The following is a 13,989-nucleotide window of genomic DNA, read 5'->3' as shown; positions in this document are numbered from 1 at the left end:
GCTGCTGCTGAGGGTCGCTCATGCGTTCGAGCGTAGCCGTACGCGGGGTCGAGGTGAGGGCCCGGATGCTCTCACCTGTAGATGTGGCCGGCTTCCGGGGCGTCCGACACGGATCGTGCGGCTGCCCGTGACCAGTCGGTGGGGGTCTGGCGGTACCCGTCGCGGCGCACTTCGACGACCGTGGCGACGGTGGCCCAGATGGCGAGGCCGAGGAGGAGGATGAGGAGGATCATGGCAGAAACACTACGTTCGCCCTTGAACCGCCACGAGTGGCAGAATAGACTGCGATCGTACGAAAACTGCCAAAGCCGGGAGGCCTCATGTTGAAGACCGTCGCGTGCGTCATCCAAGACGGGTTCGCGCCCTTCGAGTTCGGTCTCGCGTGCGAGGCGTTCGGTCTCGACCGGTCCGACGACGGAGTGCCGAACTTCGACTTCCGCGTCATCGCACCGCATCCGGGTGTCGTGCAGTCGAAGCTGGGCTTCTCGGTCAATGTCGAGCACGACCTCTCGTTCGCCTACGAAGCCGACCTCGTCGTGTTCTGCCCTGTTCCCCGCGAGTACTGGTCGCGGATCGATCCGCTGCTCCTCGACCTCGCCCGAGATGCCGTCGCCCGAGGCGCCTGGGTCCTGACCATCTGCAGCGCCTCGTTCATCCTGGGCGCGGCGGGCGTGCTCGACGGACGCCGTGCCACCACGCACTGGATGTACTCCGATGCGATGGCCCGGATGTACCCGCAGATCGACATCGATCCTGATGTGCTGTTCGTGCAGGACGAGCGCATCATCACGAGCGCCGGCACAGCCGCGGGGATCGACGCGTGCCTGCACCTGCTGCGTCAGGAACTCGGCGCCGAGCTCACCAACCGCATCGCGCGGCGCATGGTGGTTCCCCCGCAGCGCGACGGCGGCCAGGCGCAGTTCATCGACAGGCCGATCCCGGTAGTGCCGAGCGACTCGTTGGCGGCGGTCGCCGATTGGGCCGTCGAGCACCTGCGCGACGACCTGGGCGTCGATCAGCTGGCCGCGCGTGCGCTGATGTCACCGCGCACCTTCGCGCGCCGGTTCAAGGCCGAGTACGGGGCGACGCCGGCGGCCTGGCTGGCGCGCCAGCGCGTGCTGCATGCCCAGAGGCTGCTCGAGCGCAGCGATCTGCCGCTCGAGCAGATCGCGGATGAATGCGGCTTCGGCTCGGCAGCCGTGCTGCGGCAGAACTTCTCGCGAGTGCTGGGGACGACGCCGACCGCCTATCGAGCGCGTTTCTCCTGCGTCGACGAGGCGGAGTCCTCCGCGGCATGACCCGCCTCGACCGCCGTCGAAGCGATCAGTGACTCCAGTGTCCGGGGCGCGGGAGGGCGCGGTACTGCACCTCGACCCCGTCGGGGGAGACCGATGCCGTGCAGTACAGCAGGGACTGCGTGGGGTACCCGTGCGGGCGGTTGTCGCGGATGATCGCCCTGTCGTCTTCGGGGTCGAGGCGAGCTGACGAGCCCAGCAGCGACGTCCATTCGGCGTTCCAGTCGGCGCTGTCGGCGGCGGGGCCCAGAGCGCGGAACTCCGGCAGCCAGGCGGCGATGCGCGGTGTCCCGAGGTCGTCGAGGTCATCGTGCGCGATCATGTGAGTGCCGGGGGAGATCGGCGTCTCGGTCAGCTCGGCGCCGTCCCAGCTCAGCACGCGCGACCCCTCCGGCCGTACCTCGAGCAGGTTGAACCCGTGCATCGGGAGCGGTGCGAGCGGTGAGCGCCCGGCCACCGACTCCAACGCCAACGAACCGCGGGAGACGGCGGCGTCGTCTGACAGCTCGACCACGTCGGCGCGGTTGAGCAGCACCGCGAGGCGACGGGCAGACGCATCCAAAGCGAGCCAGGCGCCGCCCGCGCGGCGATCGCGGATCCCCGAGACCCCGGGGTATTCACCGGGCCACCACTCGCCGAGAGCATCCCATTCCCGCTGCGGGTCTTCGTCTCGAACGGCCAGCAGACGCGCGGAGCCAGGGCCGGCCACATCGATCACCACAGTGCACACACTTCGAGTCTAGAAGCGCACGGGAGGCCCGGGCCGGGGTGCGGGCCCGCGGCGCCGGATGCTGCGGCAGAATCGAAACCGTGAACATCGTCGTCGGGGTTACGGGTGGCATCGCCGCATACAAGACAGTGCACCTGGTGCGCCTGCTCACCAAGGGGGGCCACGATGTGACCGTCGTGCCCACCGACGACGCCCTGCGTTTCGTGGGGACGCCGACCTGGGAGGCGCTCAGTCGGAACGCCGTCACGACCAGCGTGCACGACGACGTCGCACGCGTGCGCCATGTGGCCCTGGGGCAGAACGCCGACCTCGTCGTGGTCGCTCCGGCCACCGCGAACACGATCGCCAAGATCACGGCGGGGATCGCCGACGACCTGCTGGGCACGACCCTCCTCGCGACCGAGGCGCCGGTGCTGCTCGCCCCCGCCATGCACGCCGAGATGTGGCGCAACGCCGCCACGCAGGCGAACATCGCGACGCTGGCCGCCCGCGGTGTGCACCTGGTCGGCCCGGCAGACGGCGAGCTCGCGGGGGGCGACAGCGGACCGGGGCGCATGGCCGAGCCGGAGGAGATCTTCGAGGCCGCGCTCGCGCTGCTCGCGCCGCAGGACCTCGCGGGGGTGCAGGTCGTCATCTCGGCGGGCGGCACGCGCGAGCCGATCGATCCCGTGCGCTACCTCGGCAACAGGTCGAGCGGCAGGCAGGGCGTCGCTCTCGCCGCCGAGGCCGCGGCGCGAGGAGCGGTCGTGACGCTGGTCGCGGCGAACATCGCGGGCGATGTGCTCGCCGACGCCCGGCATCCCTCGGTGCGGATCGTCCCCGTGGGCACCGCCGCCGAACTCTCGATCGCGATGAAGGATGCTGCGGTCGTGGCGGACATCGTCATCATGGCCGCCGCCGTCGCCGATTACCGCCCCGCGACGGTGTCGGAGCACAAGCTGACCAAGGAGCAGGGCCTGCTCACCCAGATCGATCTGCTCGAGAACGAAGACGTGGTCGCGGCTCTCGCCGACTCCCGCGCGGAGGGCCGTGCGCCCGCGGGGCAGACGATCATCGCGTTCGCGGCGGAGACATCGGAGGATCCCGTCGAGCGGCGGGATCGCGCTCGCCGCAAGCGCGAGCGCAAGGGCGTCGATCTGCTCGCCGTGAACCTCGCGAACGCCGAGCAGGGATTCGAGCGCGTCGACAACGCTGTCGAGGTGATCGGGGCGGCGGGCGAGGTCGTCGCGTCGGCATCCGGGGCCAAGCGCGTCGTCGCCAGAGTCATCCTGGACGCGGCGCGCGGCGTGCGCTAAACTTGAGTCACGTCCACTCAACTTTTCGGACGAGACGACCAAGAAAGTGACAGAAGGAGTCTCCTGAGGAGGAGCACATGCCAGGCCCACAGAGCGCGCAGAACGACGAGCAGCAGTCCGCCCTCGAGCAGTTCGGGATCAACCTCACCGATCGCGCCCGCCAGGGCAAGCTCGACCCCGTGATCGGCCGTGACAGTGAGATCCGGCGCGTCAGCCAGGTGCTCACCCGTCGTACCAAGAACAACCCTGTTCTCATCGGCGAGCCCGGAGTGGGCAAGACGGCCGTCGTCGAGGGGCTCGCCCAGCGCATCGTCGCGGGCGACGTCGCCGAGTCGCTCAAGAACAAGCAGCTGGTCTCGCTCGACATCTCGGCGCTCGTGGCCGGCGCGATGTACCGCGGCCAGTTCGAGGAGCGCCTCAAGAGCGTGCTCAAGGAGATCACCGAATCCGACGGGCAGATCATCACCTTCATCGACGAGCTCCACGTGCTCATGGGCGCGGGCGGCGGCGAAGGCTCCGTCGCGGCCTCGAACATGCTCAAGCCCATGCTCGCGCGCGGTGAGCTGCGCCTGATCGGCGCGACCACGCTCAACGAGTACCGCGAGTTCATCGAGAAGGATGCTGCGCTCGAGCGACGCTTCCAGCAGGTCTACGTGGGGGAGCCGAGCGTCGAGGACACGATCGCGATCCTCCGTGGGCTGAAGGGACGCTACGAGGCTCACCACGGGGTGACGATCTCGGACAGCGCTCTGGTCGCAGCCGCGGCGCTGTCGAATCGCTACCTGCCCGCACGGCAGCTTCCCGACAAGGCGATCGACCTGATCGACGAGTCGATGTCGCGCCTCAAGATGGAGATCGACTCGTCTCCCGTCGAGATCGACCAGCTCAAGCGCCAGGTCGACCGCATGAAGCTCGAAGAACTCGCACTCAAGCGCGAGAAGGATGCGGCGTCGAAGGAGCGGCTCGGTGCGCTGCGCGAGCAGCTCGTCGGGATGGAGAAGGAGCTCGCCGAACTCGAGGCCCGCTGGGCACGTGAGCGGCAGGGTCTGAACCGGGTCGGCGAGCTCAAGAAGCAGCTCGACGAGGCGGTGACTCAGCGCGATCTCGCGATGCGCGAGGCCGACTACACGCGCGCCTCCAAGCTCGAATACGAGACCATCAAGCGCCTCGAGCGGGAGATCGCCGAGGCAGAACAGGCCGAGGCGACGGAGTCGTCGGAGCCGCGCATGGTCAACGAGCAGGTCACCGACGAGGACATCGCCGCCGTGATCGCCGCCTGGACGGGCATCCCGGTCGGACGCCTGCTGCAGGGCGAGAGCGAGAAGCTGCTGCACCTCGAGTCCGAACTCGGTCGGCGACTGATCGGGCAGAAGGATGCCGTTAAGGCCGTCTCCGATGCGGTGCGTCGTTCTCGCGCGGGAATCAGCGATCCCGGACGCCCGACCGGTTCGTTCCTGTTCCTGGGGCCGACCGGTGTCGGAAAGACCGAGCTCGCGAAGGCCCTCGCGCAGTTCCTCTTCGACGACGAGCACGCCATGGTGCGCATCGACATGTCGGAGTACGGCGAGAAGCACTCGGTCTCCCGGCTCGTCGGCGCCCCTCCCGGCTACGTCGGCTACGAGCAGGGCGGGCAGCTGACCGAGGCCGTGCGGCGGCGGCCGTACAGCGTCATCCTGCTCGACGAGGTCGAGAAGGCGCATCCCGAGGTGTTCGACGTTCTGCTGCAGGTGCTCGACGACGGGCGGCTGACAGACGGACAGGGGCGGACGGTCGACTTCTCGAACGTCATCCTGATCCTCACGTCGAACCTCGGCTCGCCGATCCTCATCGATCCGACGCTGTCGCCCGAGGTGAAGCGCGAGCAGGTGATGGCGCTCGTGCACCAGGCGTTCCGACCCGAGTTCCTCAACCGTCTCGACGACATCGTGATGTTCTCGGCGCTGAGTCAGGACGATCTGGCGCAGATCGTGGAGCTCTCGATCGACCAGCTGCACGATCGGCTGCGGGACCGGCGGCTCACGCTCGCCGTCACCCCGGATGCCAGGGCGTGGCTGGCCGAGCGCGGCTACGACCCGCTGTTCGGTGCTCGCCCGCTGCGTCGCCTGATCCAGTCCGAGGTGCAGAACAAGCTCGCGACCGCGCTGCTCTCGGGCGGCGTGCACGACGGAGACACCGTGCGCGTCGACGTGGCGGTGGACGGAGACGGGCTGGTCCTCACCTCGACCGCGCCGGAGGTCGACGTCGACCAGGATCCCGACGACGAGGTGATCGAGGCGGAGCTGCTCGACGAGTAGTCAGCCTCTCTCGCCGCGAAGGAGATCTCGCGCTCCGAAGGATCGGATGCGTGAGATCGTCCTTCGTTGCGAGAGATCTCCTTCGGTGCGAGAGCTCGCACCCGTGCGGGTCAGGCGCTGAGGATGACCGTCTCGGAGATCGGGCGACGCACGCGCGGAGCCGTCTCTCCCTGCTGCAGACCCTCGGGGAGGCCGGCGGCGTCGCCGAGCTGGCCGACCGCGATGACGGTGACTGCCGTGAACCGCGGCGACAGGTCGGCGAACTCGCGCACGACCTCGGGGTCGAAGCCGCTCATCTGGTGCACGTGCAGACCCTCGTGGTGCGCCTGCACCGAGAAGTGCGCCACGGCCTGCCCGAGGTCGTAGATCGCGTGGCTGATGGCCTTGCCGTCTTCGGATTCGGTCTCGGCGATCGCGACGACGAGGGCCGACGCCTTCGAAGCCCAGAGCTGGTTGAACTCGCCCAGCGAGTCGACGACCTGGTCGAACAGCGCGGTGCCGCGGCGGGCGACGATGAAGCGCCACGGCTGCAGGTTGTATGCCGAGGGCGACCAGCGCGCGGCCTCGAGGGCGGCGTTGAGCTTCGCGTCGTCGATGGCGTTCTCGGTGTCGTACGCGCGCGGGCTCCACCGACCGGCGAGGACGTCGAGCACGGGGTGTTCGGTGGGGGCGGTTCGGTCGACGACGGGAGTGCTCATGAAGATGCCTTTCGAGAAGGAGGGAATCGGACTCCGTCGTCCGGGATACACCGAGACCCAACAGGTGTATGCGAGCGCATATTCCCAAGATTCCAGGATGTATCCACATGAGGACGAAACGCGCTCTGACGATTCCGTAGAGTGCACGGATGCAGACGACACGATCGTTCTCCTCCGGCCCGCCCGAACTCGTGCCCCCGTGGCTGCGGCTGCCTGCGGCGTATGTCGCGGACGTGCTCGATCGGCTGCACGACCGCTCTCGACTCGATGCCGAACAGCACCTGCTCGAGGCGCTCAAGCTCCTCGTGCTGACTGATCTGTGTGAGCTGCCGGTCGCCGCGTCGCCCGAGCTCGAGGCGGTGTGCGGCGCGCTCGCCGCCTCGCCGCAGGGCTACGCCGAATTGAGACGTGCGATGCGTCGAGGCGCCTGCTCGCACGACGCGGAGGGGCCGAGGTGCCCGGCGCCTCACGAGCCGATTCGCACTCTCGTCGCGTACGTGCGCATGTTCGGGCCGTTCACCGCGCGCACGGCGCGGCTCTGGCCCGACGCGCAGGCGGTCATGGCCGAGCTCCGCATCGGGGTGCCGGGTCTGAACGACCTGGCCGCCGGTTGGGAGGAGCACTGCGACGAGGCGACCGACTCGCCGTGGCGGGCGCTGGGCCGGGTGTCGCGGATCTCTGCGCTGATCGACGACGCTGTCGATGAGACCGAAGCGTCGCGTCAGTCGGGGAGGATGCGCGTGGCGGCGCCTTCCAGTGCGCGACGGACCGCGCGGATCGACGGAGCAGCCGCCGACACGCGTCTGGCCGCCGAGAAGATCTCGCGGCGCGGGGCGCCGGGAAGCGTGGTGAGGTCGACCGACGGGGCGTCCCCTGCCCAGACGAGCTCGGGCAGCAGGCCCACGGCCAGGCCCGCATGGATCAGCCTCACGTGAGCGGTGAGGTCGGCCACCTCGAAACGCACATCGGGTTCGAATCCTGCCGTGCGGCAGAGCTGCTCGGCCCAGGCGCGCGACGCCGTGCCCTCGGGCTCGAGCACCCAGGGCTGATCGCGAGTGGCCCACAGCGCCGCCGCGGGGTCGGATGCGGCGGCCGAGGCGGGCGGGCGGGCGAGCATGATCGCGTCGTGCGCGAGGACCACACGATCGAGGTCCGCGTGGATCGGGCGCGTGTGGCCGGGGTACTGCTCGGCGAGGATCAGATCGAAGTCGCGGCTGGAGACGCCCACCAGGCCCGTCTCGGGGTCGCACTCGGTCACCTCGACGCGCAGGGCCGGATGCTCGCGCCGCAGCGCCTCGAGCGCCCGGGGGAGGAGCGAGTGCGCGGCTGACTGGAACACCGCCACATGCACGGTGCCCGTCACCTCGGTGAGCGATTCGGCCACAGCCACCTCGGCCTGCTCGAGCCGATCGAGGATGCCGATCGCCTCGTCGACCAGCACCGTGCCCTGAGGTGTCAGCTGCACTCCGCGGCCCACACGTCGCAGGAGCGGCACCCCCACTTCGCGCTCCAGCGCACTGAGCTGCTGCGACACCGAGGCCTTGCTGTACGACAGGGCGTCGGCGACGGCCGACAGCGTGCCGCGGCGCGAGAGCTCGACCAGGAGTCTCAGTCGATTGACGTCCAGCATCCGATCGCTTCCGCCCCTTCTGAACGTTCAGTGAAACCGAACAGAATGCGCCTGCATCGGTTGATAGACGCAGCCTACCGGTGCGCCTGACAATGATCGAGCCGCACACGATTCCCGGGTGTGCGTGCTCCCCCGAAAAAAGGCCATACCGATGACCGTCGCCGCCGACACCACGCCCGACACCACGCCGCGCCCCGAGGCCGTCTCCGCTCTCGTGCAGCGCTGGCTCGCCGAGAGCGAGACCCACCCCGTCGAACCGGCCGCCCAGCGCCTCGCCGAGGTGCTGAAGGACCCCCACGGCCTCGCGTTCACGGTCGGCTTCGTCGACGGCGTCATGCGGCCCGAGGACCTCGGGGTCGCCGGCCGCAAGCTCGCCGAGATCTCCGATCTCACTCCGTCGCTCCTGCCCGCGTACCTGCGGGCGGCCATCAAGACCGGCGGCTTCTGGGCGCCGAAGCTCCCGGCCGTCGTCGTGCCGGTGGCGCGCCGCGCACTGCGCGCCATGGTGGGCCACCTCGTGCTCGACGCCACTCCGTCGAAGCTCGGTCCCGCGATCGCCAAGCTGCGCAAGACCGGCAACCGCCTCAACCTCAACCTGCTCGGCGAGGCCGTGCTCGGCGAGCGCGAAGCCGGACACCGGCTCCAGGGAACCTACGACTTCCTCGCCCGCGCAGACGTCGACTACGTCTCCATCAAGGTCTCGAGCGTCGTCAGCCAGCTGTCGATGTGGTCGTTCGACGAAGCGGTCGCCGACGTCGTCGAGAAGCTGACTCCGCTCTACCGCCTCGCCGCCTCGTCGGAGGCCGCGGGCAAGACCAAGTTCATCAACCTCGACATGGAGGAGTACCGCGATCTCGATCTGACGATCGCGGCCTTCACCAGCATCCTCGGGCAGCCGGGACTCGAGAACCTCGAGGCCGGAATCGTGCTGCAGGCCTACCTGCCCGACGCGCTGGGCGCCATGCAGCAGCTGCAGGAGTGGGCTGCGGCCCGACGCGCCAAGGGCGGCGCCCCCATCAAGGTGCGCGTGGTCAAGGGCGCGAACCTGGCGATGGAAGAGGTCGACTCGAAGATCCACGACTGGCCGCTCGCGACGTACGGCACCAAGCAGGACTCCGACACGAACTACAAGCGCGTGCTCGACTGGTCGATGACGCCCGAGCGGCTCGACGCCGTGCGCATCGGCGTCGCGGGCCACAACCTCTTCGACATCGCGTACACGTGGCTGCTCGCGAAGGCCAGGAACGTGACCGACGCCGTCGAGTACGAGATGCTCCTCGGGATGGCGACCGGCCAGGCCGAGGCTGTGCGCAAGGACGTCGGACAGCTGCTGCTCTACACGCCGGTGGTCAACCCCGCCGAGTTCGATGTGGCGATCGCCTACCTCGTGCGACGCCTGGAAGAGAACGCGAGCCCCGAGAACTTCATGTCGGCCGTGTTCGAGCTCTCCTCGAACCCCGCTCTGCTGACCCGTGAGCGTGAGCGCTTCGAGCGGTCGCTGGCCGCCCTCGAGGCGGACCGCTCGGTCCCCGCATCGCACCGGGTGCAGAACCGCGCCGCCGAGGCCGAGACCGCAGCGGATGCCGGCACCACCGGGTTCCACAATCAGCCCGACAGCGACCCCGCGATCGCCGCGAACCGCGCATGGGGACGCGAGATCCTGGCCCGCTCGGTGGACTCGACGCTCGGCCTCGACTCGATCGCACTCGCCAAGGTCGAGACGACCGACGAGCTCGACGGCATCTTCGCCGCCGCCTCAGCCGCCGCGACCCGCTGGGCTGCGCGTCCCGCGGCCGAGCGCGCTGCCGTGCTGCACCGGGCCGGCGACGAACTCGCCGCACGCCGTGGCCAGCTGATCGAGATCATGGCGCACGAGGCGGGCAAGACCATCGCCGAGGCCGACCCCGAGGTCTCGGAGGCGATCGACTTCGCGCACTACTACGCCGAGCGCGCTCTCGACCTCGAGAACATCGTCGGTGCGGAGTTCGTGCCCTCGAAGGTCACGGTGGTCACCCCGCCGTGGAACTTCCCCGTCGCGATCCCCGCGGGCGGCGTGCTCGCCGGACTCGCCTCCGGCTCGGGCGTCATCATCAAGCCCGCCAAGCTGACGCAGCGCTGCGGCGCGGTCATGGTCGAGGCGCTGTGGGCCGCCGGGGTGCCGCGCGACCTGCTCGCGCTGGTCGACCTCGCGAACCGCGACCTCGGCACGCGGCTCGTCGCCAGCCCCGAGGTCGACCGGGTCATCCTGACCGGCGCCTACGAGACGGCACAGCTGTTCCGCTCGTTCCGCTCCGACCTGCCGCTGCTCGCCGAGACCAGCGGCAAGAACGCGATCATCGTCACGCCGTCGGCAGACCTCGACCTGGCGGCCGCAGATGTGGCCCGCAGCGCGTTCGGCCACGCGGGGCAGAAGTGCTCGGCGGCATCCCTCGCGATCCTCGTCGGCTCGGTGGCCGACTCTCCGCGCTTCGAGCGTCAGCTCGTCGACGCCGTGACGTCGATGCGCGTGGGTCTGCCCGACGACCCTGCGACCCAGATGGGGCCGATCATCGAGCCCGCGAACGGCAAACTGCTCACCGCGCTGACGACCCTCGAGAAGGGCGAGCGCTGGCTCGTCGAGCCGAAGAAGCTCGACGACGAGGGTCGACAGTGGACTCCGGGCGTCAAGATCGGCGTCGCTCCCGGCTCCACCACGCACCTGACGGAGTTCTTCGGGCCGGTGCTCGGCGTCATGCACGCCAAGGACCTCGATGAGGCGATCCGCCTGCAGAACGCGGTGGACTACGGCCTCACCGCCGGTATCCACTCGCTGGACTCGACCGAGGTCGCGACCTGGCTCGACCGCGTCGAAGCCGGCAACCTCTACGTCAACCGCGGCATCACCGGCGCGATCGTGCAGCGCCAGCCGTTCGGCGGCTGGAAGCGCTCGGCGGTCGGCGCCGGTGCCAAGGCCGGCGGACCGAACTACCTGTTCGGCCTCGGCGAGTGGACTCCCGCAGAGCTCCCCGCAGCGGCGTCGGGGGCCGCAGTGACCCCCGCGGTCGAGGCGGTGCTCAATGCGGCCGGGTCCGACCTCGGCGCCGTCGAGATCGAGTGGCTGCACCGTGCGGCCGCCTCGGACGAGCGAGCCTGGGTCGACGAGTTCGGCGCCGTGAGCGACAAGTCCGGTCTCGGTGTCGAGCGCAACGTGTTCCGGTACCGTCCGGTCAGCGTCGACGTGCGCATCTCGGAGAACGCGCCGCTCGCCGACGGCATCCGCGTGATCGCCGCGGCCGTGCGCAGCGGCAGCCCGTTCACGGTGTCGGCATCCGCTCTGCCCTCGCGGGTCGAGAAGACGCTGCGCGCCCAGGGCGTGACTCCGAAGCTCGAGAACGACGCCGCCTGGGTGAAGCGCTATGCGAAGGCTGCGGCGAAGGCCGAGCACAGCTGGCAGCGGGTGCGCCTCGTCGGCGGCGATGCGTCTGCGCTGTTCGAGGCACTCGGCGGCACGCCCGATGTCGCGGTCTGGTCGCACGCCGTGACCGGTGCCGGCCGCGTCGAGATGCTGCCGTTCCTGCACGAGCAGGCCGTGTCGATCACCAACCACCGGTTCGGCAACCCGACGACCCTGTCCGACGGGCTGCTCTGATCTGCTCACGCCCCCGCTGAGCGACGAGGCCCCACCCCGCAGACGTCTGCGGGGTGGGGCCTCGGTGTGTCGGAATGGGCGTGAGGAGCGGAATCAGCCGCGCAGGGCCTCGCCCAGCTTGACGCGGGTGCCCATGCGCAGCAGCGAGTTCTCGTAGATCTTCGCGCCGATCATGATCGCTGCGACGCAGCTCGCGAGCAGGATCACGAGGCTCAGCAGCGGCTCCCACCACTGCGCCTCGCCCACGAACAGTCGCATCGGCATGCCGACCGGAGCCGAGAACGGCACGTACGACATGATCGTCAGCACCAGCGGGTTGTCGTTGAAGACGATGACGAGGACGTACGGCGCCATGATCAGCATCGTGATCGGGGTCGTGGTCGAGCCGATGTCCTCCTGACGGGAGACCATCGAGGCGGCGGCGGCGAAGAGTGCTGCGAGCAGGATGAACCCGAACAGGAAGAACACCGCGAACCAGATGATCGGGGCGCCGAGCGTCGACAGCACGTCGCGTTGACCCGTCGCTATGAGGCCTATCGTCGCGACCGCGGCCAGGGCGAGGATCTGGCCCATCGCGAGGATGGTGTTCCCGATGACCTTGCCCGCGAGCAGGGTGCGCGCCGAGATGGTCGACAGCAGGATCTCGACCACGCGGGTCTGCTTCTCCTCGACCACGCTCTGCGCGATCGTACCGCCGAAGGTCGCGGCAGCGCCCATGAAGACGGCGCCGAACGCGATCGCGATGAAGTACCGCAGCAGCGGGTTCGTCGTCGCCGGTTCGAGGACCTCGACGTCGGGCGCGTCCGAGAGCCCGGACACGAGAGCGGTCGGCGCGTCCGTGAGAGCGACGATCGTGACCCCGGTCGGGCCCTCGCCGGGGACCACCGCGGCGTCGACCTTCTCCGAGCGCACGAGCTCTTCGGCCGCCGCCTGGTCCGCCACCTCGGTGATCTCGACGGAGGGCAGGGCCGACACCGCGGATGCCGTCTCGGAGGTCACGGCCACGGGCATCGTGTCGGTGTTCTTGCTCGCGAAGCCGCCGATCACGATCGCGGCGAGGGCGAGGAGCAGCAGGATGCCGGTGGAGATCAGGAAGGCCTTGCTGCGCAGCTTCGAGCCGATCTCGCGTTCGGCGACGAGCCAGATCAGAGATGCCTGCGACGGCGAGCCGGTGGTGGTCGAGGTGCTCACTGGATGACCTCCTTGAAGATCTGGGCGAGGGACGGATGCTTGGGGGCGAAGCTGGCGACGTCGCCGCGGTCGACGGCCGTGCGCAGTACGCGCTGTGCGGTGTCGGCGCCGTCGACGTCGAACAGGGCGTAGCCGCCCTCGAAGTCGACCACGGTGACGCCCGGCTCGGCGCGCAGCCACCCGGCATCCCCTGCCGAGACCAGCTCGTAGCGATTGCCGGCGTGCTGTGCCCGCAGCCCGTCACGGGAGCCGGATGCGCGGATCGTGCCGCCGGCGAGGATCACGAGGTCGTCGCAGAGACGCTCGACGACGTCGAGCTGATGCGACGAGAACAGGATGGATGCGCCCTGGGCGGCGCTCGCCTGCAGCACCGACGCGACGACGTCGACCGCGAGCGGGTCGAGGCCCGAGAACGGTTCGTCGAGGATCAGCACGCCGGGGTCGTGCACGAGAGCTGCGGCGATCTGCGCGCGCTGCTGGTTCCCGAGCGAGAGCGACTCGATCGTGTCGCCCAGGCGCTCCTCGAGTCCGAGCTCGGCGAGCAGCGACGTGGCTCGCGTCGTGGCGTCGGCCTTGCTGAAGCCGTGCAGACGGGCGAGGTACACGATCTGCTCGAGCACCTTCATCTTCGGATACAGGCCGCGTTCCTCGGGCATGTAGCCGAAGAGGCGGCGGTCGGCGCTCGTCAGAGTGGTGCCGTCGAGCTCGACACGGCCGCCGTCGGAGCCGAGCAGACCCAGCACGATGCGCATGGTCGTGGTCTTGCCGGCGCCGTTGCCGCCGACGAACCCGGTGAGGCGCCCGGGGGACACCTCGAACGAGACGTCGTCGAGCACGCGCCGCGAGCCGTAGCTCTTGGTGATGCCGGTGAGTACGAGCTTTCCTGTAGTCATGCCCTCACGCTATGGCGCGGTGCTCGGCCGGGGCATCCCCCGTGTGGCGGATCTGCGCGGGGATCTGCGAGGGCACCGCGTGGGCAGTCGTCAGCCGTGCGGGGGAGAGCGGTGAGCGCGCCGGGCAGCAGGGTCGCTCAGCGCAGGAACAGCATCGAGAAGATCCCGAGCGCGAACGGCGCCGCAGTCACGACGAACGTGACCCCGAGGATGATTCCGACGATCAGCCAGGGACTGCGTCGCTTGAGTCGCCGGCCGGGCGCGGCGACGCCGATGGGCGGAGGCGTCAGCATCCCGCCGGCGCGGCGAACGGCAGCGCGGGCGCTCCGCCGGGT

The 13,989-nt window shown here is 69.6% G+C and carries 10 protein-coding genes and 1 pseudogene; 4 read left to right on the top strand and 7 right to left on the bottom strand.

Features of this window, described 5'->3' with window-relative positions:
• Positions 1 to 71: 71 nt before the first annotated feature.
• Positions 72 to 233 (bottom strand): hypothetical protein, encoded by a 162-nt coding sequence (locus RWO82_RS12105; RefSeq protein WP_314427337.1) that lies wholly within the window; start codon positions 231 to 233, stop codon positions 72 to 74.
• Positions 234 to 320: 87 nt separating this feature from the next.
• Here RWO82_RS12105 and RWO82_RS12100 point away from each other — a divergent pair, with 87 nt between their 5' ends.
• Entirely contained in the window at positions 321 to 1,298 is a 978-nt protein-coding gene (locus RWO82_RS12100) for a helix-turn-helix domain-containing protein (protein WP_314427335.1), read from the top strand.
• 25 nt (positions 1,299 to 1,323) lie between these two features.
• Here the strand turns inward: RWO82_RS12100 and RWO82_RS12095 are convergent, their stop codons facing one another.
• Positions 1,324 to 2,025 (bottom strand): NRDE family protein, encoded by a 702-nt coding sequence (locus RWO82_RS12095; protein ID WP_314427333.1) that lies wholly within the window; start codon positions 2,023 to 2,025, stop codon positions 1,324 to 1,326.
• A gap of 80 nt (positions 2,026 to 2,105) precedes the next feature.
• Between RWO82_RS12095 and coaBC the strand changes: the two genes are divergently transcribed.
• Together coaBC and RWO82_RS12085 are read left to right on the top strand one after the other, a co-directional pair.
• Complete coding sequence (gene coaBC / locus RWO82_RS12090; RefSeq protein ID WP_314427331.1) at positions 2,106 to 3,320, top strand: bifunctional phosphopantothenoylcysteine decarboxylase/phosphopantothenate--cysteine ligase CoaBC; 1,215 nt, start codon at positions 2,106 to 2,108, stop codon at positions 3,318 to 3,320.
• Between the two features lie 77 nt (positions 3,321 to 3,397).
• Complete coding sequence (locus tag RWO82_RS12085) at positions 3,398 to 5,614, top strand: AAA family ATPase (RefSeq protein WP_314427328.1); 2,217 nt, start codon at positions 3,398 to 3,400, stop codon at positions 5,612 to 5,614.
• 110 nt (positions 5,615 to 5,724) lie between these two features.
• On the opposite strand, the gene RWO82_RS12080 is transcribed toward RWO82_RS12085, so the two are convergent.
• Both RWO82_RS12080 and RWO82_RS12075 read right to left on the bottom strand, forming a co-directional pair.
• Positions 5,725 to 6,312, bottom strand: a complete 588-nt coding sequence (locus RWO82_RS12080) for a nitroreductase family protein (RefSeq protein ID WP_314427327.1) — start codon at positions 6,310 to 6,312, stop codon at positions 5,725 to 5,727.
• Positions 6,313 to 7,033: 721 nt separating this feature from the next.
• Complete coding sequence (locus tag RWO82_RS12075; RefSeq protein WP_314427326.1) at positions 7,034 to 7,942, bottom strand: LysR family transcriptional regulator; 909 nt, start codon at positions 7,940 to 7,942, stop codon at positions 7,034 to 7,036.
• Positions 7,943 to 8,093: 151 nt separating this feature from the next.
• Between RWO82_RS12075 and RWO82_RS12070 the strand changes: the two genes are divergently transcribed.
• Positions 8,094 to 11,570 (top strand): bifunctional proline dehydrogenase/L-glutamate gamma-semialdehyde dehydrogenase, encoded by a 3,477-nt coding sequence (locus RWO82_RS12070; RefSeq protein WP_314427324.1) that lies wholly within the window; start codon positions 8,094 to 8,096, stop codon positions 11,568 to 11,570.
• A gap of 93 nt (positions 11,571 to 11,663) precedes the next feature.
• Here RWO82_RS12070 and RWO82_RS12065 read toward each other — a convergent pair whose 3' ends face one another.
• The 3 genes and pseudogenes from RWO82_RS12065 to RWO82_RS12055 all read right to left on the bottom strand — a co-directional run.
• On the bottom strand, positions 11,664 to 12,761 hold the full coding sequence (locus RWO82_RS12065; protein ID WP_314427322.1) for an ABC transporter permease: 1,098 nt from the start codon (positions 12,759 to 12,761) through the stop codon (positions 11,664 to 11,666).
• Positions 12,758 to 13,654, bottom strand: coding sequence for an ATP-binding cassette domain-containing protein (locus RWO82_RS12060; protein WP_314427319.1), 897 nt, complete (start codon positions 13,652 to 13,654; stop codon positions 12,758 to 12,760). The genes RWO82_RS12065 and RWO82_RS12060 overlap by 4 nt, the downstream gene beginning before the upstream one ends.
• A 137-nt stretch (positions 13,655 to 13,791) precedes the next feature.
• Positions 13,792 to 13,989 (bottom strand): annotated as a pseudogene (locus RWO82_RS12055) (hypothetical protein); the annotation flags it as partial.

The sequence above is a fragment of the uncultured Microbacterium sp. genome (genome assembly GCF_963521645.1).
GTDB lineage: Bacteria > Actinomycetota > Actinomycetes > Actinomycetales > Microbacteriaceae > Microbacterium.
The sequence above is the reverse complement of the archived record's forward strand: the minus strand, read 5'-3'. Positions and strand labels throughout refer to the sequence as shown.